The organism is Streptococcus mitis, from assembly GCF_003942775.1.
In the GTDB taxonomy this organism is placed as follows: Bacteria; Bacillota; Bacilli; order Lactobacillales; family Streptococcaceae; genus Streptococcus; species Streptococcus mitis_CN.
Window position 1 is genome coordinate 48,345 of record NZ_RJNX01000005.1, and the last position, 25,095, is coordinate 73,439.

The window sequence follows — 25,095 nt, forward strand, 5'->3', positions numbered from 1 at the left end:
CCTTTTTAAATACCATTACATGAGTTTGGAGTTCCCCCTATACCATAAGGACTACATGGTTTTGAAAGATGTATAATAGGCCACTTACCATTTAATTGATCCAAAATTGGAGAAGGTGCTAGCCCACCCAATAAACCAGAAAGCATATCTCCCCAACCTCCGAAACTTCCTTCAACTTTCGCAAGCATCTCAGTATCCATCATTTCAAATTATGACATCGTTTTTGTATTCATAACAAAAACTTCATTAGCCCCTACTTTTTATAATACTTCAAGCCCCAAATGAGTAGAAGCATAATAATCAAGCAGAGAATAGCGCCAATATAGGCAATTAGTTGTTGGTAAGATTCTCCTGCTGTGACACCTCTATACAAACAAATAATAGACATAAAACCTGTCAAGCCGATGAACATGAGTTGATTGGTTCTAGGACTAACCAAATCATCATCTTCAAACTTTCTTATCCTCATTTCTCTAGTGAGGTAAACAGTGACCAAAATAGAAGCCAAGTTAATAACCACTAAAAGAAATTGGAAAACCAAGGAAAAATTTAAAAACTGACGAGATAGAAATAAATAAGTAGAGACAAGCAAAGGCAACTGACCTAGGAACAATCTTGCAAGAAAGATGTTCCTTTTTTTAGCAAGAAAAGTTTTCATTTCTTTTCTCCTTTCATATAATATCAGACGAAGAACTACACAAACTCATCGGTTCAAAACCTAAGTAGCCAGAAAAAAGAGACAGGTGACAGTAGCATTCATCAAACCATGTACAACTACACAGGAATATAGATTTCTCCGCTTTATATAGAGAATTCCTAATACAATTCCTGACACTAGATGTTGAGAGAGCATTTCTCCGTCATGAGCAAATCCAAAAAGAACAGCCGAAAGGATAATAGCAACTATGTGAGAATATTTTTCTAAACTTCCTAAAATGATTCCTCTAAAGAGTATCTCCTCCAAAAGAGGTTGAGTGAAAGTAGTTGACAACCAGAATAGAACTATGTACAAAAAACCACTTGTTTCCAAATGTTGAAAAAAGCTTAAAGAACTTGTATTATCATGGACTTTTCCAAGAACGGTCGTGAAAAATATAAAACCAACTACTAAAACCAGATTAGCCAGATAAGCAAGAACAATCCATTTCAATTCTACCCACTTGATTGGTAAGCAATATAAAGTAGTCTTATCACCCCACCTCTTAATGAGACATACAAGAATAGTTAAGCATATAAAGAAAGATAGAAGGAAGAAACCAACACTGAACACATCTCCCATTACTCCGTCATAAAAACGTCTCACAACAGTTAATGGTACAACTTGAATGGCAAAAGTAAGTAAAAAGCAGGTAATTATTTTTTTTAAGATAGAAATCGATTTTTCCATAGTTTGTCCCTTTTTCAACTACTTAATAAGATATTTTTCTAATTTACTACTTCCACGAACGAAGCCCCCCGCTTCCTTAACTTGAGTTTTATCTCACTTTCTGCCACACCCTTTACACTTCTAGTATAGCACTCATTTTATCCTTGGAACACTCAAATCATAAATGGTCATCAAAACATCTTGAATTGTTAAAAATTTAAAAAAGCAAGCATGAAAAACATACTTGCCCTTTACACCGTATTGATACCAACTTAATTTGTAGATTTTTTATCCTGCTATCACATATCATTTTGACAGGCGAAACAATATTAAAGAAACTCCACTGTAGATTAAACTAGCGATAAAAAATCTTTTTATCTAATTAGATCTATCTTTATTCTTCTTTGGAGATTTTAAAAATTTTTTCCTAATTAAAGAAGTAATAAAAGAAACAAACATACCAACAACAAAAGCAATAAGAAAACTTTTGAAATCCATAATTACCTCCAAGTACAGCTCCTCTACATACAAGCTCAAGCTTTTAAGCAATCATAATAGCCAATTGTAACATTGTTTTTGCATTCACGAGGAATACCTCTTTTTACTTTCGTCCTATTACAACCTTAATAAGGTTAGTATACTACTATTTTTTAAAATTTTCCATCCAAATCACAAATGGTCATCAAAACATCTTGAATTGTTAAAAAATTTAAAAAAGCAAGCATGAAAAACATACTTGCCCTGGGGGAACTTGACAATGTGAAAATACAAAATAGAGAACTACTCACCCTCACTTCCGTATGTTCTCATATATTCTCATAATCGCAACAAGGATAGCAGCTGTCCCACTTGCCAAAGCGATAAGGGTAATGATAATGTTGAGGATTTCAGGCGTACTCCCTATTCTGTTGATAAGACGGAGTAGGGATATAACTGTCAACTGAATCAGGAGGATTGATTCTACTCTTACCAATGAAGTCAGTTTGTTTTCAACTGCATATAAAAAGGCTGGTAGCAAAACACAGGCTATAGCAATCACAAACAGATTACTCCCTATTTCTTCTCCCTTGTTCACCACGGAAATCATGAGAAGATTCGATGCTATAATCAACGTAGAACAGATGATAAAAAAGGATTTCTTATTCATATAGGATACCTCATATACTATGGTATTTTAATTGATGACTACAGGCAGTACTTCTTTCCACAGATCTTCTAATCATCAACTGACATCGAGTGAACCGTTAAAACCTGACGAAAAACTTGATTTTGGCAGGTGGTATTCAGGCTGGTATTGGGATGACTTTCCACAATTTTCATAACGGTATAGAGACCAACTCCTCTCTCCTCCCCTTTAGAACTGGCTCCAAAGGAGAAGATTTCAGAAATATCGATGCTCTCTTCTTTGATGGAGTTTTCAATGATAAAAGTCTCCTGTGCCCCATTTTTTAAAAAGGCGATTGAAACGTGAGGTTGACTGGCCTCTACACTAGCTTCAATAGCATTGTCACAAAGGATAGACACAATGGTTAGAAAATCAAGCAAGCTCATCCCCTCTACCTGAATCTCCTCAGGAACTTCGACATTAAAGACAATCTTCTTATCTCTGGCTTTTAGAAATTTCCCTGCTAGAAGACTTTTGAGGGCACGGTCTCGAACATTCACCAATCTGCCCAGGTCATATTTATTGTCCTGCAATTTTTCACTAGAATCCTTTAAGACCGAGTCATAGACCTCTTTTATCTGCTCCATATCCTCCTCTTCAATGCCCAGACGTAAGCTGGTTAAGAGGTTAGTGTAGTCATGGCGAAAGCTCCGGACTTCCTTGTAAAGTTCCTCTATATGCCGACTATATCGCTCCATATCTCTGTAGCGCAAGGCCTGCTCTTGGTCCAATCTCTCATGGAGTTTGTCCTTCAAATAGGTATCCAGTTTCTTGATAATCCCCATAAAAAAGAGCAAGTAAAACACTAGAATCAGATGGCGAACAGTCGTTGATTGAATACCTTGTTCATATTCAAAGAAAGACAGACTTTGCATCACTAGATAATAAGCCCCCATTATCCAGTTAATCGTGGTCAGGGACTTTTGAAAACCTTTATCGAGAATCTCCTTTCTCAAGTTAGTGAAATCATAGTCCAACCATTTCAAAAAGACTAAAACTATGAAGCAAACGAATATCGTCATCAATAAAAAGATAGGATTGCTACCTTTATCTACAATTTCTTGTCCCCAAAATGGAAGCACAAAATAGGAGACCCCTCTATAAAAGAGATTCACCAATATCATTGGAAAGAGACCATAAAAGAAGAGGAGTTTTTTAGGAAGCCCTCTTAACAGTAAGAAAGACAAACCTATACCGTACAAGGGTTCCATAAAATAAGATAGATAATCATTTCCTACTATATAGCTAATCATTACAAAAACAACTGCCAAAAGTAGCTTAAAAAGAAAGGCCTTAAAAATTCTCTCAAAATTGAGACCAATTCCATCTACCTTAAAGAAAATAACAATTTTTAGCCCATTAGTAATAAGCGTATACAATAATATCCAAGCAATATTCATAAACTCTCCTAGCTCAATGCAAGTTATTGATAGCTTCAGATACTTCCCTGACTTTATAACGCGCTATCATACAGCTTCCACCATTGGGAAAGTAAAGCAGTTTTTCTTTCTTATCCAAACGAACCACATTGGCAGGATTGATGAGAAATGAGCGGTGACACTGCAAGAGACGGGGTTCCTGCTTGAAAACCTCCTCTAAACTCGCTGTAAATTCCAGCCTGTCTGTCTTGGTATAGAGAATAACACGATGGGCTCTGGGAGACGTTTCGAGATAGTAAACCTCTTTAAAAGGATACTGGAATTGGGCAAATTTTGATTTAAAGTAAAAGCAATCTTCCGCCAGACTTTTACTATCTTGACTATTGGCATAGAGGAGGGCTGTCTCGATCCGAGATTCAAACTCCTCTGCTGACAAGGCCTTATCAATGTAGTCCAAAGCTGACACTTGGTAGCGAAAGGACAGAGGCATAAACTCCGAGTGAGTTGTCACAAAGACAATCAGGGCATACGGATCCCGATCCCGAATCTTTCTAGCCACCTCTAGACCTTTCATCTCCTCATTTCGAATCTCAATATCCAAAAAGAATAGCTGATGGGCACCCTTCTCATGCACCTCTGCCAGCAGCTGGTCTGGCTTACCAAAAACTTCAAAAGAACTCGGAGTGATATGATGTTCCTTCAAAAGTTTCTCAATCGTCGTTTCAATCCTAGTCTGTTGGGAAAAATCATCTTCTAAAACAAATATTCTCATCTTCTTAGTCTCCTTGTTTCAATTTCTTCCTAAAAAGAGAATAGCAAAAATACTATGACACAAGCCCACCAAATCCTAAACAAGCCTTCAACGCTCCTGAAAGGTGTCTTGTTCCTCAAATAAGCATGATAATCTTACAACTATTTTATCATAAAATCTTAACAGTACCATTCAGGAAATTTCAAGTACAATTAAAGATTTGAGGCTGAAAAAAACTCTAAAAATGGTAGACTAACAGTATCAAAACACAGTTGCTAGAAACAAGACTGGCACCCAGATTAAAGGAGGAATTCTCATGACAGATACAGACCCTATCAAAAGAGCTCAGACTTTGATTACTGACTTAAACAAAGCCTACCAAGTCTGCAAACAGGCCACGGCTGACGACGTCCGCTTTCAGGAGCAATTAAACTCTATTCTTGGCTTTCTAGCCAAGGCTGAAACAGTGGATAATCGAGTCTTGATTGAACTGGAAAAATTTTACCAGACTTCCAGTCTTCTCATGGGACTCAGCGCTCTTGATCCAGATGCTCCAACTCGCGCCGCTTGGCGGGCCTATGACCGCTTCCACTTTGACCAAGTCAAGACCAAGTTAAGTCTTTACGGTCCAACCATTATCTTGTAAAAAATAAAAGAAGCTGAGACAAAATTGAACTCAACTTCTTTTTTAGTGCCTTATAAGCAATATTAGTCCTGCATCTGACGTTTTACCTGATAAGGCAAATACAAGACCAGTAAAACCAAACCTGCACCCAGCAAGGCTAGAAGGGCCAGTTTTTCTTGGAAGATCACAAGGCCGACGACTAATTCCACAAGTAAAACAAAACTGGTCAATCCTCTGACCACTGCCTGCAAGCCTTTTTCCTTTTGCCCCTTGTCAAGTGGAAAGAGTTGGGTCAAATACTGGTAGTCAAAGGCATGATAGAGGGCCAGTAACTGGAAGAGCAGGAGGTAGTTAAAGAGAACCACAACTGCTGTCGCAATCCAAGCTTGCTCGATAAAAACCTGCGCCAGCAAGGAAAGCAAGAGCAGACGGAGACTGAGGGCAAAGAGGTCTCCATTTCGTAAATAAGAACGCAGATAGAGATTTTGCCAAATCTTCCCAGGCATCTTCTGAACAGTCTTTAGGATAAAGTCCAGATAGGCACGACGCTTGACGCTGTTTGAAATTCCCTTGACCTGCGTAAAGAGGGCAAAGAAACGAAGCAAGACTTGCTTACGCTTACTTTCTTGGGAAATAATATAGTCCCAGTCCAGTCCAGTTTCAGTAAAAAACTTGCTGGCCTTTTGACGAAAGAGGAAATATTTTCCTACCCCCAATAAAAGCACATAGACCAGAAAAACAGGTAAGCCATAACCCATGGCTAAAAATAAGGGCGCAAATAACAGCAAGAAAAGGGTCTGGACAAAGAGCCAAAAGGCTAGAGAAATGCCAGTTTGACGATTGAGATGGAGTTTGATTTCCTCTTCTCCGACCAAGAGAAAGAGCTTGTCTGGAGCCTCCATATAGGTGGCAATTCCTCCCCAAAGCAAAAGTAAAACAGAGGTAATTCCTATAAACAAAAGGATAGGCCAATGGTTTTCAGGAAAATGTTGCAAGAGTTGACTGTACTGGTAGGCTAGAAAGCCCAACAGAACAAGCAGGAACAAGACAAAGTGGTCATTGAGCACATAACGCAGATAACCAAGACACTCCTTACGAAAAGCCTGCTTTCTCTTTAAAAACAAGTCTTTCATAGGTTCTCCTCTTTGGTCAGAGCCAAGTAAATATCATTCAAACTAGCCTCAGGCATGTTAAAGGCTTCGCGCAGTTGCAGGAGATTTCCCTTAGCACGCACCTCTCCCTTGTGAAGAATGACAAAAGCATCACACATCTTCTCAGCCGAATCCAGCACGTGGGTACTCATGAGAATAGACTTGCCTTTTTGCTTTTCCACTTCCAAAAGCTGAATCAAATCAGAAATCGCCAGCGGATCCAGACCAAGGAAAGGCTCATCCACGATGAAAAGACTCGGATCCACCACAAAAGCACAGATAATCATGACCTTCTGCTTCATCCCTTTTGAAAAATGAACAGGGAACCAGTCCAATTTCTGATCCAGACGAAACATTTTTAACAAAGGCTCTACTCGATCAAAAGCCACTTTTTGCTCAATACCATAAGCCATGGCAACCGTTTCGATATGCTCTCTGAGGGTCAATTCCTCATACAAGCTAGGTGTCTCAGGAATGTAGCCAATTTGCTTGCGGTAGCTCGTTGCATCTTCTTGCAGGGTCAGGCCATTGATATTGATGGAGCCACTATAAGGTGTCAACAGACCGATAATCTCATTAATAGTCGTCGATTTACCAGCACCATTGAGACCAATCAAACCGACCAACTGCCCACTTTCAACAGTAAAGGACACATCTTTCAAGACAGGGACATGGACATAGCCACCTGTCAGGTTTTTAATTTCTAACATATTTTCTCCAAATCTGGTATAATGTAGCTATATTATATCAAAATTCAATACAGTAGAGGTAGATTTTATGTCAGATTGCATTTTTTGTAAAATCATCGCAGGGGAAATTCCTGCTTCAAAAGTATATGAAGATGAGCAGGTTCTTGCCTTTCTTGATATCTCTCAAGTGACTCCAGGACACACCTTGGTCGTGCCAAAAGAACACTATCGCAATCTTTTGGAAATGGATGCTACTAGCGCCAGCCAACTCTTTGCCCAAGTACCAAAAGTAGCTCAAAAAGTCATGAAAGCTACCAAGGCTGCTGGTATGAATATCATTGCTAACTGTGAAGAAATCGCAGGGCAAACCGTCTTTCATACCCACGTTCACCTCGTACCTCGCTACAGTGCGGACGATGACCTCAAGATTGATTTTATCGCCCACGAACCAGACTTTGACAAACTCGCTCAAATCGCTGAAACCATCAAAAATGCCTAAGGAGTTGCTATGAAATTATCTAATCTACTGCTATTTGCAGGAGCTGCAGCTGGAAGTTATCTGATCACAAAAAATCGCCAAACCATCACAGATGAAGTCTTGAATACCACTGACCGCGTTCAAGCAATCAAGGACGATGTGGATATTATCCAAAACAGCCTACAAATCATTGACCAGCAAAAAGAACTCATCAAGGAATATCAAGAAGACCTGACTTACAAATTTAAAGTCTTGGAAAAAGATATCCAGACTCGAATGGCGCTTCTCCAAGAAGAAAAAGCAAGGAAATGAAAGTCTCCAACTTTACTGGAATCCCCTTAGCTACATTTGGGATTACTAGATCCTAACAGAATAGAAAGGGAATAATCATGAAAAACTTCTTAAAAGATCTGGCTAAGATCATCCTGATCCCTTGTGGTTGCCTTACCCTTCTTGCCGCCCTAGCATTTCTACTACTATTCTTTACTTTCAGAGCCTCACCGAGTGACATCCGAAAAGGGAACGAAGACTTAAAACAAATCTTTACCTCTCTTGACATGCCTCCTAAGAAAGTAAAATCAAATGGAAGATATAAATACGAAGGTGGGGGCTTAATTTTTTATGTTACTTTCTCAGATGAGGTCATCAATAGTCACCCTGTCTTAAAAGAAAGTCCAAAACTCACCAAAAACCAACTCGAAGTCTATGTCGTACTGACAGGAGATATCTCCTACTATAAAGTAGGGGATAACTTGTTCAATCATGGTTTATTGCAATTTTTAGAGAAGGAAAGTAGGAATTATTTACAAGAAATCAGAAAGAAACCAAATCCTGATTACTCAGTTCTATATTGGAAGGATCAGGAAAGTCTAAAAAAGGGAATTGCTTTCTATGAAAAAGCCTTGACTTTAGTGGATATTCAGGATAACTCTGCAATCAACCATATTGATACCGTTACTATTAAGCCTGGTAAAGAAGCGGAAATCAAGCAACTCATCCAAGATATGGATGCAGCTGGCTTGCTCAAGCAAAAGTATAAATAATAGGCTAACTGGAAAATGATTTTTCGACGCTAAATCTTCAAAGACAAGACAAAAAGAGCTCGACGGCTCTTTTTGTTTATTCTCCTTCAAAGGCATCTTTAATATGGTCAAAGAAGCCTTTTTTCTTTGGATTGACTTTTAAATCACCAGCAGCTGCGAATTCTTTAAGCGCTGCTTTTTGGCGTTCGTTCAAGCCTGTCGGTGTTACGACATTAACGGTAACGTATTGGTCACCAACTGCACCGCCACGGAGGCTCGGTGCTCCCTTGCCACGTAGGCGGAATTTCTTACCAGTCTGAGTTCCCTCTGGGATAACCAATTCAACATCACCGTGAACAGTTGGGATATCTACTGTGTCACCAAGAGCTGCTTGGACAAAGTTGAGGTTGAGACTGTAGAAGATAGTCGTTCCTTCACGTTCAAACTTATCGCTGGCTTCCACAGAAACTACTACATACAAGTCACCGTATGGTCCACCGTTAAAGCCTGCTTCACCCTGACCAGCTAGGCGAATTTGTTGACCAGTTTCCACACCAGCAGGGATTTTCACATGTACGCTATGAGCTTGTTTTTCATGACCTGTTCCGTGACAAGTTGTACATGGATCTTTGATTTCTTTTCCGCGACCATGACAGACATCACAGGTTACTTGGCGACGCATCATACCAAGCGGAGTCTGCGTATCGACGTTAATAACACCAGCGCCATGACAGCGTCCACAAGTGACTGGACTTGTTCCTGGCTTAGCACCTGAGCCATTACATGTACTACAGCTTGCTTCACGATTGTACTTAACCTCTTTTTCAGCTCCAAAAATAGCTTCTTCAAAGGTCAAATTCACACGGTATTGGAGGTCATCCCCCTGACGAGGAGCATTTGGATTGCGTGAAGCACCGCCTCCGCCGAAGAAACTTGAGAAGATATCTTCAAAACCACCGAAGCCTCCTGCCCCATCGAAACCGCCGAAACCACCAGCTCCACCAAAACCACCGTTGGCTCCAGCAGCACCGTATTGGTCATAGGCAGCCCGTTTTTGGTCGTCACTCAAAGTCTCATAGGCTTCCTGAACTTCCTTGTATTTTTCCTCAGCACCAGGCTCCTTGTTGATATCTGGGTGGTATTTCTTTGAAAGCTTACGATAAGCCTTTTTGATCTCGTCTGCCGAAGCGTTTTTTGACACCCCCAGACGATCATAAAATTCAGTATTGTTCATAATTCAAGATACAAAGGGCGTCAAACGGACACAGCCAAAATAGGTTTTTTGACGACGGACGCTTGCGTCCTAGAAAAAACTATCTTTTTGGCACAGTCCGTAGCCCGTGTTCAATTCCCTGAACACCCTTATTCCTTTCTGTTATTGTTGCGGAACGAAACCACCATTTAGGTCGGGGTCAATTCCTTTCTTTTATATTGAGTAAGAAATTTGGGAACCCGTGTTCAATTCCCTGAACACCTTTGTTCCTTTCTATAATTTTCATGTAAATCTTTAGAGGCTGTTTTCTATACTCTGCTTCACTTGATTAAACTCTTCATCTGATAGAGTAAATATCAAATCCTCTTCAGCATACTCGTTCTGTTCTTTAAAATAATTATCCGTATTCTCTGCCAACCCTAAACCGAAAATCACTTTTCTTGCAAACTCTTGATGTGCAAAACCAATAGCCGTAATGATTTGTTTATCTTGGACAAGAACTTTCGGTTGAAAATTCTCACATGGAAGAAATTCAAAATAGTCAAAGAAGTTTTGCCAAATTCCACCTGTAAATTTCGTGTCGTTCAACAAGCCTGCTTTCGCCAATAAAAGGGGCGCTGAAGAAATAGCTGCAATTAGGATATCTTGCTCATTAAGACTTCTCAAAAACGAGATCAATTTCTCATCTTGTAGAGCAGGACCTATATTTACCATTCCTGGCAAAATCACACAAGAATACTCTTCTATACGGATTTGATTCAATGTTTTCGTCGGTTGACAGGGCAAACCATCCTCAGAGACCACCATCGAATTCTCAGAAGCTACATAATCAATCGTGATATCAAAAGACAGAGCTAAAGTACTCGTTAAAGCGCTTATCTCATAAAGAGAAAAATTAGGATAAATGACACAAAGTACTTTTTTCATACGTAACATCCTCTATCTTATCGAAAAACAGAGGCTGGGTTGCAACCTCTGGATTTCTTCTTATACTCGCCTGATTTTCAAGCTCGGGATAAAATAGTCCACTGGACTATTTTATTTCTCCGTAAACTCTCCGTCTACGACGTCATCACCTGCGTTTCCTGTTGCTTGTGCACCTTCTGCTCCTGCTTGAGCTTGTTGGGCTGCTGCGGCTTGTTCGTAAAGTTTAACAGCAAGTCCTTGAGCTTTTTCGTTCAATGCTTCAAGTTTTGCTTTCATGTCGTCCAAGTTGTTGTCTTCTTGCGCTTTCTTAAGGTCATCAAGGGCAACTTGGGCAGCGTCACGTTCTGCGTCGAAACCTTTTCCTTCAGTTTCCTTGATAGTCTTTTCAGTTGCGAAGATAGCTTGGTCTACTTCATTACGAAGGTCAACTTCTTCTTTACGTTTCTTATCTGCTTCAGCGTTTGCTTCTGCATCTTTCATCATGCGGTCGATTTCTTCATCAGTCAAACCTGAGTTAGATTGGATCACAATAGTTTGTTCTTTTTGAGTTCCAAGGTCTTTGGCCTTAACAGACACGATACCGTTCTTGTCGATGTCAAATGTTACTTCAATTTGAGGAATACCACGAGGTGCAGCTGGGATATCTGTCAATTGGAAGCGTCCAAGAGTCTTGTTATCTGCTGCCATTGGGCGTTCACCTTGAAGAACGTGGATATCAACGGCTGGTTGGTTGTCTGCCGCAGTTGAGAAGACTTGTGATTTAGATGTTGGAATTGTTGTGTTACGGTCGATGAGTTTTGTGAAGACACCACCCATTGTTTCGATACCAAGTGACAATGGGGTTACATCAAGAAGGACAACGTCTTTAACATCACCAGTAATGACACCACCTTGGATTGCAGCACCCATGGCAACAACTTCATCAGGGTTTACTGATTTGTTTGGTTCTTTCCCAGTTTCAGCCTTAACAGCTTCGACAACGGCTGGGATACGAGTTGAACCACCAACAAGGATAACTTCATCGATTTCTGACAAGCTCAAACCTGCATCTGAAAGGGCTTGACGAACTGGAACTTTTGTACGTTCTACAAGGTCACGAGTCAAATCGTCAAATTTCGCACGAGTCAAAGTCATTTCCAAGTGAAGAGGTCCAGCCTCACCTGCTGTGATAAATGGCAAGCTGATTTGAGTTGAAGTCACACCAGAAAGGTCTTTCTTCGCTTTTTCAGCAGCATCTTTCAAACGTTGCATTGCCATCTTGTCAGTAGACAAGTCAATACCGTTTTCTTTTTTGAATTCTGCTACCAAGTGGTCGATGATTTTTTGGTCAAAGTCATCACCACCAAGTTTGTTGTCCCCTGCAGTTGACAATACATCGAAGACACCGTCACCCAATTCAAGGATAGAGACGTCGAATGTACCACCACCAAGGTCAAATACCAAGATTTTTTCTTCTTTGTCAGTCTTGTCCAAACCGTAAGCAAGAGCGGCTGCAGTTGGTTCGTTGACGATACGTTCTACTTCAAGACCAGCGATTTTACCAGCGTCTTTTGTCGCTTGACGTTGAGCATCGTTGAAGTAAGCTGGAACTGTGATAACTGCTTTAGTTACTTTTTCACCAAGGTAGTCTTCAGCGTAGCCTTTCAAATATTGAAGAATCATAGCTGAGATTTCTTGTGGAGTGTATTCTTTTCCGTTAGCAGAAACTTTTTCAGAAGTTCCCATTTTAGATTTGATAGAGATGACTGTATCTGGGTTGGTAACTGCTTGACGTTTCGCAGCATCCCCAACGATGATTTCTCCGTTTTTGAATGAGACTACAGATGGAGTTGTGCGGTTTCCTTCTGGGTTTGCGATGATTTTGCTTTCAGTTCCTTCAAGAACTGCAACTGCTGAGTTTGTTGTACCTAAGTCAATACCGATAATTTTAGACATGTGTTTTTCTCCTTAAATTTTATATTCTATTTTTCTTTTTGATACTCTTCTTAAGTGGCGGCGCCGTCAGAGCTTGACTTCGTCAATCTCTTTGACTAAACTTTGAGCCTAAGGTCTCAAAGTTTGCGCAAATAGCGCCACGGCGAAGAGTATCGTCTTTGGTTCGCTTCGCTCACTATTGCAAAGCCAAATATATTTTATCTTTCTTCATAGTTTATTGTCGTTTCGGACAAGTTTTTTTAAGCTATCTAGCCTAGTTATAAACCACTACCATTGCTGGGCGTAGGATGCGGTCATGGAGTTTGTACCCTTTTTGGAAGACTTGGGCGATGGTATCTGCTGGGTGTTCATCGTCTGCTGGGAGAGTTTGGATAGCCATATGGTAGTTATGGTCAAATTCACCGTCAGCTGCGATTTCTTCGATTCCTTCTTCTTTCAAAGCATGAATCAAGCTTTCTTGCACCATTTCCAAGCCCTTCTTCACATCATCTGTCAAACCTTCAACTGCAAGTGCACGCTCAAGGTTATCCAAAGAAGGAAGAATCGCTTTTGCCAAGTCCTGGCTACGATAACGTTGCAAGTTTTGACGCTCTTCATTGGCACGGCGTTGGATATTTTGCATTTCTGCATGAGCGCGAAGGTATTTGTTTTCAAATTCATCTGCACGTTCATTTGCCAAGTCCAATTCAGACTTCTCAGGAGTTGTTTCTTCTACCGTTTCCACAACTTCCTCTTCTTGGACTTCTTCTACTTCTTCATTTTTTATATCTTGGGCCATTTTCGCCTCCTTTAATGATTTCAATCTTAATGTACTTCATAATGATTACTGCTGAGGTAGCGGTAAAAATCTGTCAACTTCATGGTCAAAACACGGTTGACCACATTGACCTGATTGATTAGCTGCTGGTAATCCAGATTAACTGGACCGATAATGGCTAGAATTCCAACTCCCCGATAAGGAATGAGGAACTTGCTACTAATCACCGCTAGGTCAGCTAGACAGGACTCTTGACTGTCTGCAACACGGACGTTTTGCATCTGATCTTCACGCAACCCCTCACGAATCTCCAGAGCCACCTTCTGCGGTTGGTCAAAGAACTGATAGGCTGCTAGATTGGCAAAATTCAAGAGATTAACCTTGCCCGCCACCACAATGTTTTCGTTGAACATTTCCTTAAAGATATGCTCAAAGAGATCAATCACATTATCCGTTGTTGTGAAGTAACGCTGGATAATCTGCGGAATCTCCGTCCGAATCTTGTAGTGAATATCTAGAACGGTGTGGCCGAAGAAACGTTCCTGAATGATGCTCTTCAGTTTCAGCAAATCCTCCTGCAAAAAGTTCCTTGGAATCAGAAACTGACTGGTAACCGTTCGAGACTCGTCTAGGGTGAATACCGCCAAGGCCGTATGTTGCCCCAAAACAACGATATCAAAGGCTGTCAACCGTTGCCTGCTCGGCTCAACATCCAGTGCTACTACCGTACAGCCACTCAAGTCTGTCAGTAGATTAGCAGCCTCTTGCAGAATATCCTCCAATTTGAAAAATTCCTGATCAAAGGCTTTGACAATCTCGTAAACCTCATTTTCAGCCAGTCGGTCAAAATCCAGTGAGTATTTCACATAGTACTGAAAACCAGCAACACTTGGCATCCGACCACTTGAAGTATGAGCCTTCTCAAGCAAACCTTGCTTTTCTAGAGCCGCCATGTCATTACGAATGGTTGCACTGCTAGAGTTAATAGACTCTTGCAAGGCTTTGGATCCGACAGGTTCGTGCGTTTTGGTAAAGATGTCAATAATCAGATTTAAAATATCCTGCTGACGCTCTGTAACCACCTCATCACTCCTCTCTGTCTGATCGATTAGCACTCGATACGCTCAAGTGCTAACTTATGATTCTATTATACACCCTTAGAAGAGAAAGTCAAGACAAAAACTCAAAAAATTAGCACTCTTTTACCAAGAGTGCTAAAAATCAGTCTGAAGACCTAGAACCCTACCTTCCATCTACTTGGTATTTCCTTTTAAGTCTGAAAAAACCATGGATTAGATAAGAAATCAGAAAAGCATATAAAACAAAAATAATAAAGAAAGACATGGAAAGATCTTCTCTAAACGAACTCATACAAACAACAAGACCACCTAAGAAAGTCGCTGTACAGGAACGAAGTCTATATCGCATAACTTCCCATCTGAGCCCCTTACTCATATAGACTTGATCCTCTGGAAGTAAATCAGAAGACGATTTACGAAGAATCGAACAAAAACCAGCTCCTATCAATTCCCAACCGCTATCTCTAAAATCTTGCAGTTCATGCTTATGCTTTTTAAGAAACCTAGAATCATAGATACGGTAGATGATATCGTCTGGCTGACATTTGTCAAAATAGAACAAACCAAAACGACTCGTTCTATAGCTCCAACCTTTCAAATGCATCTCATGTAAATATTCTTCTTCCTTGTCCAAATCAACAATGGTGAAAATCCGAAATTGCTTTTTATTTATCATGACTTTCCCTCCAATTTTGAGCATACCTACCCTATCATAAATCTGATAATTTCTTCTTTTTATGCCATAACTTCCAGCCAATATAAGAAACTATTAACAAAAGGATCAAAGATAAGAAAATATCTAGCCCGACTGCAAATAAACTCCATAGACCATACGCATTACTTTTATTGAGCAACTTAAGTAAGAATGGTATATGTATGGCTAGCAAAAGTAAAACAGGTACTAATCGCAGTCTTAAAATGCGATTAACCATAGCTAACTTCCCGGCCGCGTCATTATAAATTTCAAACTCTGCATCCGATTCAATTTCAGAATGTACTTTTCTAAAATAGGAAAAACTATTAAAGTCTGTAATATGCTCCCAGCCACAGTCTTTAAACAGTTGTAAATAGGAAGCTCTCTCTGATTTTTCCATTGGGTAAAAGTCCAACTGATAAGACACTTGCTCAGGGTGACACTTTTCAAAGGTATACTTAACTGCAAACAATAAGATAGAATAGCTTACTTTCCTAAGTTTCCAGCCCTTAGCATGCATTTCTCTAAAGTATAGAGCCTCCCTCTCATAATCCGCAATTGTAAAAATTCGATAAACAATTTTCTTTTCCATCATCCTTCCTCCCGACTGTTTCTATAGAGCCGTTCAATACGCTTCAATTCAATATCTAAGACTTTGCGTCCCAAGTCTGTAATCTGATAGATTTTCCGTTTTTCCTCTTCGCGGACAAAGGAAATCAAACCATCCTTTTCCATCTTTGACAAGGTTCCATACATAGTTCCAGGACTAATCGAAACTTGCAAATCTGTCATCTCCTTGACCTTTTGCGTAATACTGTACCCATGACCTTCCTTTTGCAGACAGAACAAGATATAAAAACCCGTTTCCGTCATCGGAAGATAAACTCGACGAATCTTATCCGTTAATTCCATTTATAACCACCTCCTATTCAGTTCGATATATCGCACCTCGTTATATAAAATATATCACATCTCGATATAAAACACAAGAAAAAAGACCACCCTCAGGCAATCTTTCTTCTATATTAGTAAAGGTCTAAATAGTTATCAATTTCCCATTGTGAAACGAAGGTTGCATAACTTGCCCATTCGATTCGTTTGGCTTCAAGGAAACTAGTATAGATATGTTCTCCAAGAGCCGCTCTGACAACCTCATCTTCAGTCAGAGCTTTCAAAGCGTTGTGAAGAGTTGATGGAAGGTCTGTAATACCAGCTTCCTTGCGCTCTTCTGCTGTCATGATGTAGATATTTTCTTCGATAGGAGCTGGTGCTTCGATTTTATTTTCAATACCATGCAAACCAACTTCCAAAAGAACAGCCATAGCGATGTAAGGGTTCGCCATTGGATCCACTGAACGCAACTCAAGACGAGTTCCCATACCACGTGAAGCAGGCACACGCACAAGTGGCGAACGGTTACGACCAGCCCAAGCAATGTAAACAGGGGCTTCATAACCTGGAACCAAACGTTTGTATGAGTTAACCGTTGGATTCATGATAGCAGTATAGTTGTAGGCATGCTTGATCAAACCGCCAAGGAAATGGTAGGCAGTCTCTGACAACTGCATTCCTTTTGGATCATTTGGATCAAAGAAGGCATTGTTTCCTTCTGCATCAAACAGGGACATATTACAGTGCATACCTGAGCCAGCAATACCAAATTTTGGTTTTGCCATAAAGGTTGCGTAAAGTCCATGTTTGCGAGCAATGGTTTTAACAACAAGTTTAAAGATTTGAATCTTATCACAAGCACGGAGAACTTCATCGTACTTGAAGTCAATTTCATGCTGTCCAACCGCAACCTCGTGGTGACTGGCTTCTACTTCAAATCCCATTTTGGTTAAGACATTGACAATCTCACGACGTGTATTGTCAGCAAGGTCAGTAGGCGCCAAATCAAAGTAGCCTCCCTTGTCATTCACTTCAAGTGTTGGGTCTCCATTTTCATCCAACTTAAATAGGAAGAATTCTGGCTCTGGTCCAAGATTAAAGGATTTGAATCCCACTTCTTCCATGTGACGAAGAGCACGTTTCAAATTGCCACGAGGGTCACCTGCAAATGGCTCACCTTCTGTTGTATAGACATCACAGATCAAACCTGCAACACTTCCATTTTCATCTCCCCACGGGAAGACTGTCCATGTATCCAAGTCAGGGTACAAGTACATATCCGACTCATTGATACGTACAAAACCTTCAATAGAAGATCCATCAAACATAGCCTTGTTTGACAAGACTTTATCTAACTGTTCATCTGTAGCAGGAATTTCGACGTTTTTCATGGTTCCTAAAATATCTGAGAACATGAGACGGATAAAGGTAACATTTTTTTCCTTGACTTCACGACGAATATCTGCAGCTGTGATTGGCATGAGTTTTCTCCTTAATGTATGACTACTTGCGGTTGGCTAACCGCGACCAAAAGGTGATCGTACCGAAGCAAAGCGACCCTGTTGGAGGAGTTCATTGTGAAGTGCACGACGCACCTCAGTCTGACTCACCGCTTTCTTGGATTTCGCTTCACGTTCAGCATATTTTTTCTTAATAGCAGCGATATTATAACCTTCAGAGATATAATCTTTGATTTCAAGCAGACGATCCATGTCATTCAAGGAATACATGCGACGGTTCCCTTCGTTTCGATCAGGCTTAATCAACTCTTGATCTTCATAATAACGAATCTGACGCGCCGATAGATCGGTCAACTTCATAACACTGCCGATAGGAAAAACAGCCATATTTCGGCGAAATTCTTTTTCCTTCATTTACAATTTCCTTCTTTCTGTCTATTATAGTCTAAAAAAAGACAAACGTCAATTGATAATGTTATAAAATGTAACATTATTTTTCTTTTTTCTCTAAAAAGAGCCGAATACGATCAATATCGTAATTTACGAGAATTGCGACAAAAACTCCCATGAAAGTTTCTGATACACGCGCAAATACGTACAAAATTGTCTCTCCACTCGGGATCGATAGGGTAATGATTAACATAGCTGCTACACCACCAATAACCCCTGCTTTGTTATTCATGGCTACATTTGTCATAATGGTTAACATGGTACAAATCGGAACAACAACCAAGGTTACCCAAAAGGCTTCGTGGAAAAAGGTATTTAATAGGAAGAAGACTAGGGCATAGAGACCACCGATACTATTTCCTAGAATACGCGAAGTCCCAAAATGGACACTCTTATCAAAACTCTCCCTCAGGCTAAAAACGGCTGTCAAAGCACCGATTTGAAGACCTTTCCAGCCAAAAAAGCCAAAAATCAAGAGAACTAGAAAAACAGCAATACCTGTTTTAAAGGTTCGCATACCAAGTTTGAACTGGGATTTATCGAATTTATATTTTTTAAAATAACTCATAATCTCAACTTTCTATTTCCATTTTATCATAAATCTGCTGATTTTATTATGAATAGTTGAGAGGAAGCGTTTTTATTTTAAGCAAAAGAAAAGAGGAACTTTCATCCCTCTCTTCTTTGATTTATTTATAAAATCTTATTTTTCTGTCAAGGCTGCAAGTCCTGGAAGAACTTTACCTTCAAGAAGTTCCATTGATGCTCCACCACCAGTAGAGATCCATGAGAATTTATCTGCACGTCCAAGGTTGATCGCTGCAGCAGCTGAGTCACCACCACCAATGATTGATTTAACTCCTGGTTGTTTCACGATAGCGTCCATCACACCGATTGTTCCAGCTTGGAAGTCTGGGTTTTCAAATACACCCATAGGTCCGTTCCATACAACTGTTTTCGCACCAGTCAAAGCTTCGTCAAATTTAGCGATAGATTTTGGACCGATGTCAAGACCAAGGAAGCCTTCAGAAACTGCTTCACCTTCAGTGTCACGCACTTCAGTGTAACCAGCAAATGCGTTAGCTTCTTTTGAGTCAACTGGCAAGATCAATTTACCGTTTGCTTTTTCAAGAAGAGCTTTCGCAACATCCAATTTGTCTTCTTCTACAAGTGAGTTACCGATTTCGATACCTTGTGCTTTGTAGAATGTGTAAGTCATACCACCACCGATAAGGACTTTATCAGCTTTTTCAAGCAAGTTTTCGATAACACCGATCTTGTCTGAAACTTTTGAACCACCAAGGATAGCCACGAATGGACGTTCTGGAGTTTCAACTGCTTCTTGGATGTAGGCAATTTCGTTTTCAAGAAGGAAACCAGCAACTGCTTTTTCAACGTTTGCTGAGATACCAACGTTAGATGCGTGTGCACGGTGAGCTGTACCGAATGCATCGTTTACGAAAATACCATCTCCAAGTGATGCCCAGTATTTACCAAGTTCAGGATCGTTTTTAGATTCTTTTTTGCCGTCAACATCTTCGTAACGAGTGTTTTCAACCAAAAGAACTTGTCCATCTTCAAGAGCGTTGATAGCTGCTTCCAATTCAGCACCACGAGTAACACCTGGGAAAACAACGTCTTGGCCAAGTTTTGCTGCCAAGTCTGCTGCTACAGGAGCAAGTGATTTACCAGCTTTATCAGCTTCTTCTTTCACACGTCCAAGGTGAGAGAAAAGAATTGCACGTCCACCTTGTTCGATGATGTACTTAATAGTTGGAAGAGCTGCTGTGATACGGTTGTCGTTAGTGATTACGCCATCTTTCAATGGTACGTTGAAGTCAACACGAACGAGGACTTTTTTACCTTTCAAGTCAACGTCTTTAACAGTAAGTTTTGCCATGTTACAAAAACCCCTTTAATTATTTTATTCGAAACTATTATATCACACTTTGGAAATATAAGGAAAGATTTCACAAGATTTTTCGATATTTAATCTTCATCTTCTTTTTTCTGTTTCAATGTCAAGGCTAAACTAGCAAGACCAAGGCTGGCCAATCCTGCTATTAGGGCTTCATTGGCATCAGCAGTTCCTGTATTTGGCAATTGTTTGCCTGCTTCTTCTGACTTAACTGCTGTATTTTGGGCTGGTTTTTCTTGTGTAGGCGCTACTGCTGGTTCAGTTTTTACTTTTGTTCCAATTTCAACAATTTCTGGAATCGCTTCTTGGATGACTTCTGTTGAACGAAGGCGACGCTGACCGTTTTCATCAACTTCAAAGACATGTCTTAATAGACCATCTCGTCCCTGTATGATGACTCGTTGTTCCCCAACTAGCATCTCAGCATTTTCATGCTCTTGACGATCAAAGGCAACCTTTTCCTCTTGAACTTCCAATTTAGGAGCCTTTTGTTGATCAGAAGCCGGTTGATTAGTAGGTTTTGGAAGGTATGTGTTTTGTGGGGCTGGATTGGCAGGGATTAGACCAGTACCTACTTCCACGATTTCAGGACTTGCTTCTTTCAAAACTTCGGTAGAGCGAAGGGTACGATTACCTTGGCTATCTACTTCAATCAAGCGACGAATGTGTCCCTCAACTCCTGCTTGGACAAGTTGACGTTGACCGACTGGGAGATTTGGATTTGGTCGTTCTTGGTGTTCGAAGGCGATACTTGTCTCTTCAACTTCTAGTTTCGGAGTATCCACAACCAAATTCTTGACACCTTCAGCTGGTTCCTTGCTTGAAATAACTTTTTCTACTGGTTTAGCAGGTTGTGGTTTTTCAGCAGATTCATAAACAAAGGCATAATGTGTAAAGTGTGGTGCTGTAAAGATGACATGACTATCTGTTTGTTCAAAAGCCAACTCTACTGCTTCTTTGCCTTCAGGTAAGAAGAAGACTTTCTTCACTCTCTTATCTTTTTCAATTGGAATTTTCACAATAGAAGCGTAAGAGAGATCAACGTCTTGACCTTTTTCATCTAGACCTTCTATTTCAAAGACATGAGCATCTTCTCCAGCAAAGTATTTCTTCTCTTCAGCACTTGCTTGAACACGTTCTACTTTCAAGCCCTTGATGACAGTCTTCTCTTTATTTGAGAAGTGTACTTCAACACCTGTTTTACTATCAGAAAAGACTGCTGGCTTGTCTTCTTTCAATAAAGCAACCAGATCTTTCAGACTCTGTTTCGCTGTTGCAAGCTCTTTTGGACTCAAATCTACTTTTTCAACCAAGGCCTTGTTCTTTTCAAGAAGTGGGGCTAGGGCAGAACCTGAAGGATGGTTTGGTTTGGCAGCTAAGAGCTCTTGAGCCTCACCTGTTAAGCGATCGAGTTCTGTCTTTTCTTCCTTAAATTTCTCTTGACCATTCAGAGCTTTGTGAGCTTCTGTCAATTTATTAAGTCGGTCATTGACTTGATCTTGGGTGCTAGTTTCATGGTCTTTCAACACTTGTTCGGCCGCTTCAATTGCTTTCAAGAAGGCTTCTTTTACTTCTGGTGAAGCAAAGTTATAGACCACCTTGTTCTTAGCTGCTTCAACCTCTGCTAATTTTTGTTTAAGGTACTCATCGTTCAATGCTGCTTTTGGAGATACCAAAACATCAAAGTTGACTTTATGACCTTGGTAACGAAGCGTCAAGGTTTGACGACCAGTCTTTTGAGCATCGTAACCAGAAATTTCAACTCCCTCATCAGTAAAGGAATGTTCTTCCATGGTGTCATTGCTATAAGCTACTGCAAAGCGTCCTTCAGACAAGTCTAAACTATCACCAACTAGATAATCTTTTTTCGGTTCATGACTTACTTCAATTCCCAAAATAGTTTTCGGACTTGCTTCATCTTGGCTAGTGACAGTCACTGACAAATTCGCATTTACTGGTTGTCCCAAATATTGTAAAGTAAGATTTTGTTCTCCCTTATGATGCGTGTCAAAACCTGATACTGATACACCTGCGTGAGTTAGGCGAATGAGTTCGTCCTCAGCTCCTCCTTCATACTGAACTCGAAGAACACCTCCTCTAAGGTCTAAATCCTCCCCTTCGGCGTAGCTTGTTTTCTTAGGTCCTGTTTCTAGGCTGACTGACTTGATTCTTCTGTCATCTTTTGGAACGGAAACAGCCAGGACATTACTAATTTCCTTACCTGGTAATTGGGTACGATAGTAAAGAAGACCAGATTGATTTGTCAAATCCAATGGTGAACTTGCTAGGTCACCTCCAACTTCGCTCTTCAAGGTCGCAAGCGGAGTTTGAGAATTTGGATTGTCATAAACGGTAATGGTTGCTCCAGCTGGTACATCCGCAAAGCCAACTTGTACCTTGTTATTGCCCAGAGAACGGGCTGCAGCCTTGGCCATCGGAATATTGACACTCTCAGTATCAAGCTTTTCATACATTTTCCAGTTATAGATACGAATAGCCTTCCATGGAGTTCCATTGTCAGAAGTGACAACATTCAAGCGCCAATCTTGAGCTGTGATTGGTTTATCAAGGGTAATATCTGTAACATGAGCTTTATTGCCACGAACTTCCTTAGCCAACTTCCATTGACCATCCGCATCTTTATAATAGAGGTCAAAGTCTTTGGTGTTCATCAAACCATCGTTTACAGATTCTCCACCAGCTCCAGCATGGTCCATCACCCATCTAACAACTGTACGTGGCTGGGTCAAACGAATATCCACACTACCACTTAACTGTCCAGAAGACCACTTGTCTGAAAGACTGGTAATGGTACCATTCAACATACCTTCAATACCTTCTCCACCTTCAGTCTTAGGGAAAGTACTATCAATAACTGTTGCACCTGGAACGATATTTTCAGCTAGTGGTTTAGGTAGGCTGGTATCTTTTACAGTCATGCCCCAATCAAAGGTTGTGGTTGCAGCTTCTGAACGAACTCCATTTTTACCGACTGCTACAACCTTCAGTTCTTGAGTTGTACCTTGAGCACTTGCTGAGCGGCTAACTTTTGGTAGATAAATAGTTGTAGAAGATGAGCCAGTTAGTAATTTCCAGCTGTCTCCATCTTTTTCATAAACTTCATAGAAATCTGCATCCTTGTTGCCTTTAAATTGTACAACTGCTTCCGCTTCTTGGGCATTTTTAAGGACTTGTTTGGCCACAGCTACTGTGGTTGGTGCCTGAGGAGCATCTTGATTATTGCTGATGGTCAATTGCCCCAGGTTAAATTGATAACCTTTTAAGTCTTTATCATTTTCAAAATAGAGTTTAATACCGTAGATTGTTTTACCTGCCAAGGCACTTAAATCAAAATCATCGGTAGTCCAGTTATCTGAAACTGTCAATTCTTTACGGGCAACTTCATCACCGTAGGTATAATCTTTCTTGGTTGCAAATTCTACATAAACCTTGGTTCCTTTGCCTCCTTTGTGGGCAACATGCAATTTGGTGGTATCTGTCACCTTCAAGCGAGTAGAGTACAAATTCACATCTTGCTTGGTCGCACCTGAAAGATCCCCTGCAAATTTGAGAGAAGTTCCACCATTATAAGCATCTTCAAAATCATAACTTGCTTTCAACTTATCGCCAGTTGATTTTTGCCACCAGCGCCATGTTGGAAGAACACCTGAAACTGAACGGTAATTCCACTCAGAATCCTTAGAAACCTTACCATCTACGAACCATTTTCTACCATGACCTGTATTAAAAGAAGTAGTAAAAGTATTACCTACTGCTGGCGTACGGTCCGCAACTAGGTTAGCAATCCCATACCAATCTTTATCACCTGGTTTTTGGCCAGTAGGATCACCTTGGTAACCTGTAAAGAAGATATCTTCATTCTTATGATAATCTTCACCAGTTTTTCCTAAACTTGTAATGGTATCTGGGGCGAACAAACCAAGAGAAAGGCGCAATTTCCCATTTTCATCTAAAATGTCATTCCATTTGACCTTGGTCTTGTAGGAACCACCCTGTTGCAATTCCAATCCTGCAAATACATCGTAAGGATTACGGCCAATCCAGTTGGCAGTTGTAATGGTGTAATCATTTTTAGCCTTATCCCAGTTAAAGTTAGCAAAGAAGTTATCTGCTGGAACCTTATCTCCTTCAGGTTGCATGAATTGGTAGTTGTATTCTCCCAAACCATCTTGGTGGTAACGTCCATAGTTATAAGTCATGGCATCGTACCAAGAATACTTGATTGGATGGTTTACCTTAGCAGCATATTCCTTGGAATAGAGCATAAACTGGCGCATCTTTTCTCCAAGAGGTTCAACCAAATCCCCAGTTGTTTCTTGGTTGATGAAATAGCCATCATAGCCATAATACTTGGCCATATCCACCAATTTACGGGCAATTGGGAAGCTACCATCTGGGTCTTGCTTCAAAGCTTCAGCGAATTTTTCTTGATCTGCAATACTATTAGACCAGTTGAAGAAGAGTGTACCATATACAGGAACCCCGTTACGGTGACCTGCATCAATAATGTCAGGAGTTGGTACGAGACCTTCCCAGAAGACCATTGAGTCTAGATATTGCCAATAGTCAAAAGCATAAGCTTTGAACTCTTCTCCACCAACAGAAGCATGGTCTTTTGCTTTAGAATTGGTGTTGGATAGGGCTTGTACTTTTGCTTCCTTGCTAGCTTTTTCATTGACCAAATGACCTGTCCGACGTGAAGCGAGGGCAACAGATCCGCGGTTAATAGCATCATCCTCACGCGTACCCGGTTCCCATTTCAACAATTCTTCCCAAGAATTAAATTTGATTTCCTTTGGTTTTAATGTTTTTTCTGTATTTTTAGGGACATCTGGCTGGACTTCTTTTTCAGTCTTATTAGCTTCTGCTGCTGGCTTAGACTCATCCCCTTGGCTAGTTGCTTCAGGCTTTGATTCTATTTCCTTTTCAGACTTAGGGTTTGCTTCTGCAGATGGTGTTTCTGCAGCCACCTCACTTGCTTTTTCCTCTGGTTTAGCTGCGCTAGCTGCTTCTGCGGTTTCAGTAGTTGCAGCTTCATTGCTTGCTGGCGAAGCAGTTTCAGATGCTGTCGCTACTCCTTCTGCCTTTTCTGGCTTATTTTCTCTAGCATGTTCTCCTTCATGC

General features: G+C 40.5%; 26 protein-coding genes. 4 read left to right on the forward strand and 22 right to left on the reverse strand.

The window, feature by feature from the left end; genetic code table 11:
- Positions 1-5 precede the first annotated feature (5 nt).
- The 7 genes from D8848_RS07475 to D8848_RS07505 all read right to left on the reverse strand — a co-directional run bounded on the left by D8848_RS07475 (position 6) and on the right by D8848_RS07505 (position 4,682).
- The gene (locus D8848_RS07475) at positions 6-203 is read right to left on the reverse strand and encodes a bacteriocin (protein ID WP_031233153.1); all 198 of its coding nucleotides are present in this window, start codon (positions 201-203) and stop codon (positions 6-8) included.
- Between the two features lie 50 nt (positions 204-253).
- Positions 254-658 (reverse strand): hypothetical protein, encoded by a 405-nt coding sequence (locus tag D8848_RS07480; protein WP_020903123.1) that lies wholly within the window; start codon positions 656-658, stop codon positions 254-256.
- A 60-nt stretch (positions 659-718) separates the two neighbouring features.
- Positions 719-1,387 (reverse strand): CPBP family intramembrane glutamic endopeptidase, encoded by a 669-nt coding sequence (locus tag D8848_RS07485; RefSeq protein WP_125443381.1) that lies wholly within the window; start codon positions 1,385-1,387, stop codon positions 719-721.
- A 357-nt stretch (positions 1,388-1,744) separates the two neighbouring features.
- The gene (locus D8848_RS10935; protein ID WP_125443382.1) at positions 1,745-1,864 is read right to left on the reverse strand and encodes a PncF family bacteriocin immunity protein; all 120 of its coding nucleotides are present in this window, start codon (positions 1,862-1,864) and stop codon (positions 1,745-1,747) included.
- Positions 1,865-2,156: 292 nt separating this feature from the next.
- Positions 2,157-2,513 (reverse strand): hypothetical protein, encoded by a 357-nt coding sequence (locus D8848_RS07495; RefSeq protein WP_125443383.1) that lies wholly within the window; start codon positions 2,511-2,513, stop codon positions 2,157-2,159.
- A gap of 68 nt (positions 2,514-2,581) precedes the next feature.
- Complete coding sequence (locus D8848_RS07500) at positions 2,582-3,931, reverse strand: sensor histidine kinase (protein ID WP_125443384.1); 1,350 nt, start codon at positions 3,929-3,931, stop codon at positions 2,582-2,584.
- A gap of 13 nt (positions 3,932-3,944) precedes the next feature.
- Positions 3,945-4,682 (reverse strand): response regulator transcription factor, encoded by a 738-nt coding sequence (locus D8848_RS07505; RefSeq protein ID WP_125443385.1) that lies wholly within the window; start codon positions 4,680-4,682, stop codon positions 3,945-3,947.
- A 295-nt stretch (positions 4,683-4,977) separates the two neighbouring features.
- Between D8848_RS07505 and D8848_RS07510 the strand changes: the two genes are divergently transcribed.
- Positions 4,978-5,307: a helicase BlpT gene (locus tag D8848_RS07510; RefSeq protein ID WP_125443386.1), complete on the forward strand. Its 330-nt coding sequence runs from the start codon at positions 4,978-4,980 to the stop codon at positions 5,305-5,307.
- Positions 5,308-5,369: 62 nt separating this feature from the next.
- Here the strand turns inward: D8848_RS07510 and D8848_RS07515 are convergent, their stop codons facing one another.
- Positions 5,370-6,419 carry an ABC transporter permease gene (locus tag D8848_RS07515; RefSeq protein ID WP_125443387.1) on the reverse strand — a complete coding sequence of 350 codons (1,050 nt, stop codon included), beginning with the start codon at positions 6,417-6,419 and terminating at the stop codon, positions 5,370-5,372.
- Entirely contained in the window at positions 6,416-7,147 is a 732-nt protein-coding gene (locus tag D8848_RS07520) for an ABC transporter ATP-binding protein (protein WP_125443388.1), read from the reverse strand. The genes D8848_RS07515 and D8848_RS07520 overlap by 4 nt, the downstream gene beginning before the upstream one ends.
- 67 nt (positions 7,148-7,214) lie before the next feature.
- Between D8848_RS07520 and D8848_RS07525 the strand changes: the two genes are divergently transcribed.
- The 3 genes from D8848_RS07525 to D8848_RS07535 all read left to right on the forward strand — a co-directional run bounded on the left by D8848_RS07525 (position 7,215) and on the right by D8848_RS07535 (position 8,647).
- Complete coding sequence (locus tag D8848_RS07525; protein ID WP_023932568.1) at positions 7,215-7,625, forward strand: HIT family protein; 411 nt, start codon at positions 7,215-7,217, stop codon at positions 7,623-7,625.
- Between the two features lie 9 nt (positions 7,626-7,634).
- Positions 7,635-7,916, forward strand: coding sequence for a hypothetical protein (locus D8848_RS07530; protein ID WP_125443389.1), 282 nt, complete (start codon positions 7,635-7,637; stop codon positions 7,914-7,916).
- A gap of 77 nt (positions 7,917-7,993) precedes the next feature.
- Positions 7,994-8,647, forward strand: a complete 654-nt coding sequence (locus tag D8848_RS07535; RefSeq protein ID WP_060627132.1) for a hypothetical protein — start codon at positions 7,994-7,996, stop codon at positions 8,645-8,647.
- Between the two features lie 76 nt (positions 8,648-8,723).
- Here D8848_RS07535 and dnaJ read toward each other — a convergent pair whose 3' ends face one another.
- The 13 genes from dnaJ to D8848_RS07600 all read right to left on the reverse strand — a co-directional run bounded on the left by dnaJ (position 8,724) and on the right by D8848_RS07600 (position 24,941).
- The gene (gene dnaJ, locus D8848_RS07540) at positions 8,724-9,860 is read right to left on the reverse strand and encodes a molecular chaperone DnaJ (RefSeq protein ID WP_060627133.1); all 1,137 of its coding nucleotides are present in this window, start codon (positions 9,858-9,860) and stop codon (positions 8,724-8,726) included.
- Positions 9,861-10,133: 273 nt separating this feature from the next.
- Positions 10,134-10,766: a DJ-1/PfpI family protein gene (locus D8848_RS07545; RefSeq protein WP_125443390.1), complete on the reverse strand. Its 633-nt coding sequence runs from the start codon at positions 10,764-10,766 to the stop codon at positions 10,134-10,136.
- 111 nt (positions 10,767-10,877) lie between these two features.
- Positions 10,878-12,701, reverse strand: coding sequence for a molecular chaperone DnaK (gene dnaK / locus D8848_RS07550; RefSeq protein ID WP_050251573.1), 1,824 nt, complete (start codon positions 12,699-12,701; stop codon positions 10,878-10,880).
- Between the two features lie 253 nt (positions 12,702-12,954).
- Positions 12,955-13,479, reverse strand: coding sequence for a nucleotide exchange factor GrpE (gene grpE, locus D8848_RS07555; protein ID WP_000046038.1), 525 nt, complete (start codon positions 13,477-13,479; stop codon positions 12,955-12,957).
- 26 nt (positions 13,480-13,505) lie between these two features.
- Positions 13,506-14,540, reverse strand: a complete 1,035-nt coding sequence (hrcA, locus tag D8848_RS07560; protein ID WP_125443391.1) for a heat-inducible transcriptional repressor HrcA — start codon at positions 14,538-14,540, stop codon at positions 13,506-13,508.
- A 160-nt stretch (positions 14,541-14,700) separates the two neighbouring features.
- Positions 14,701-15,213 carry a DUF2812 domain-containing protein gene (locus D8848_RS07565; protein ID WP_125393121.1) on the reverse strand — a complete coding sequence of 171 codons (513 nt, stop codon included), beginning with the start codon at positions 15,211-15,213 and terminating at the stop codon, positions 14,701-14,703.
- Between the two features lie 34 nt (positions 15,214-15,247).
- Entirely contained in the window at positions 15,248-15,823 is a 576-nt protein-coding gene (locus D8848_RS07570) for a DUF2812 domain-containing protein (RefSeq protein ID WP_125443392.1), read from the reverse strand.
- A complete protein-coding gene (locus D8848_RS07575; protein WP_031233152.1) occupies positions 15,823-16,143 on the reverse strand; it encodes a PadR family transcriptional regulator in 321 nt (106 codons plus the stop codon). The genes D8848_RS07570 and D8848_RS07575 overlap by 1 nt, the downstream gene beginning before the upstream one ends.
- A gap of 113 nt (positions 16,144-16,256) precedes the next feature.
- Positions 16,257-17,603 carry a type I glutamate--ammonia ligase gene (gene glnA / locus D8848_RS07580; RefSeq protein ID WP_001122886.1) on the reverse strand — a complete coding sequence of 449 codons (1,347 nt, stop codon included), beginning with the start codon at positions 17,601-17,603 and terminating at the stop codon, positions 16,257-16,259.
- 36 nt (positions 17,604-17,639) lie between these two features.
- Entirely contained in the window at positions 17,640-17,996 is a 357-nt protein-coding gene (gene glnR / locus D8848_RS07585) for a transcriptional repressor GlnR (protein ID WP_000659548.1), read from the reverse strand.
- Positions 17,997-18,072: 76 nt separating this feature from the next.
- On the reverse strand, positions 18,073-18,600 hold the full coding sequence (locus D8848_RS07590; RefSeq protein WP_000119915.1) for an FUSC family protein: 528 nt from the start codon (positions 18,598-18,600) through the stop codon (positions 18,073-18,075).
- Between the two features lie 135 nt (positions 18,601-18,735).
- The gene (locus D8848_RS07595) at positions 18,736-19,932 is read right to left on the reverse strand and encodes a phosphoglycerate kinase (protein WP_001096743.1); all 1,197 of its coding nucleotides are present in this window, start codon (positions 19,930-19,932) and stop codon (positions 18,736-18,738) included.
- An 89-nt stretch (positions 19,933-20,021) separates the two neighbouring features.
- A complete protein-coding gene (locus D8848_RS07600) occupies positions 20,022-24,941 on the reverse strand; it encodes an endo-beta-N-acetylglucosaminidase (RefSeq protein WP_474104119.1) in 4,920 nt (1,639 codons plus the stop codon).
- Positions 24,942-25,095: the final 154 nt, after the last annotated feature.

Bases quoted from the DNA above. Each gene is read 5' to 3' on its own strand.
- D8848_RS07475 (WP_031233153.1), bottom strand. From the start codon at position 203: ATGATGGATACTGAGATGCTTGCGAAAGTTGAAGGAAGTTTCGGAGGT.
- D8848_RS07480 (WP_020903123.1), bottom strand. From the start codon at position 658: ATGAAAACTTTTCTTGCTAAAAAAAGGAACATCTTTCTTGCAAGATTG.
- D8848_RS07485 (WP_125443381.1), bottom strand. From the start codon at position 1,387: ATGGAAAAATCGATTTCTATCTTAAAAAAAATAATTACCTGCTTTTTA.
- D8848_RS10935 (WP_125443382.1), bottom strand. From the start codon at position 1,864: ATGGATTTCAAAAGTTTTCTTATTGCTTTTGTTGTTGGTATGTTTGTT.
- D8848_RS07495 (WP_125443383.1), bottom strand. From the start codon at position 2,513: ATGAATAAGAAATCCTTTTTTATCATCTGTTCTACGTTGATTATAGCA.
- D8848_RS07500 (WP_125443384.1), bottom strand. From the start codon at position 3,931: ATGAATATTGCTTGGATATTATTGTATACGCTTATTACTAATGGGCTA.
- D8848_RS07505 (WP_125443385.1), bottom strand. From the start codon at position 4,682: ATGAGAATATTTGTTTTAGAAGATGATTTTTCCCAACAGACTAGGATT.
- D8848_RS07510 (WP_125443386.1), top strand. From the start codon at position 4,978: ATGACAGATACAGACCCTATCAAAAGAGCTCAGACTTTGATTACTGAC.
- D8848_RS07515 (WP_125443387.1), bottom strand. From the start codon at position 6,419: ATGAAAGACTTGTTTTTAAAGAGAAAGCAGGCTTTTCGTAAGGAGTGT.
- D8848_RS07520 (WP_125443388.1), bottom strand. From the start codon at position 7,147: ATGTTAGAAATTAAAAACCTGACAGGTGGCTATGTCCATGTCCCTGTC.
- D8848_RS07525 (WP_023932568.1), top strand. From the start codon at position 7,215: ATGTCAGATTGCATTTTTTGTAAAATCATCGCAGGGGAAATTCCTGCT.
- D8848_RS07530 (WP_125443389.1), top strand. From the start codon at position 7,635: ATGAAATTATCTAATCTACTGCTATTTGCAGGAGCTGCAGCTGGAAGT.
- D8848_RS07535 (WP_060627132.1), top strand. From the start codon at position 7,994: ATGAAAAACTTCTTAAAAGATCTGGCTAAGATCATCCTGATCCCTTGT.
- dnaJ (WP_060627133.1), bottom strand. From the start codon at position 9,860: ATGAACAATACTGAATTTTATGATCGTCTGGGGGTGTCAAAAAACGCT.
- D8848_RS07545 (WP_125443390.1), bottom strand. From the start codon at position 10,766: ATGAAAAAAGTACTTTGTGTCATTTATCCTAATTTTTCTCTTTATGAG.
- dnaK (WP_050251573.1), bottom strand. From the start codon at position 12,701: ATGTCTAAAATTATCGGTATTGACTTAGGTACAACAAACTCAGCAGTT.
- grpE (WP_000046038.1), bottom strand. From the start codon at position 13,479: ATGGCCCAAGATATAAAAAATGAAGAAGTAGAAGAAGTCCAAGAAGAG.
- D8848_RS07565 (WP_125393121.1), bottom strand. From the start codon at position 15,213: ATGATAAATAAAAAGCAATTTCGGATTTTCACCATTGTTGATTTGGAC.
- D8848_RS07570 (WP_125443392.1), bottom strand. From the start codon at position 15,823: ATGGAAAAGAAAATTGTTTATCGAATTTTTACAATTGCGGATTATGAG.
- D8848_RS07575 (WP_031233152.1), bottom strand. From the start codon at position 16,143: ATGGAATTAACGGATAAGATTCGTCGAGTTTATCTTCCGATGACGGAA.
- glnA (WP_001122886.1), bottom strand. From the start codon at position 17,603: ATGCCAATCACAGCTGCAGATATTCGTCGTGAAGTCAAGGAAAAAAAT.
- glnR (WP_000659548.1), bottom strand. From the start codon at position 17,996: ATGAAGGAAAAAGAATTTCGCCGAAATATGGCTGTTTTTCCTATCGGC.
- D8848_RS07590 (WP_000119915.1), bottom strand. From the start codon at position 18,600: ATGAGTTATTTTAAAAAATATAAATTCGATAAATCCCAGTTCAAACTT.
- D8848_RS07595 (WP_001096743.1), bottom strand. From the start codon at position 19,932: ATGGCAAAACTTACTGTTAAAGACGTTGACTTGAAAGGTAAAAAAGTC.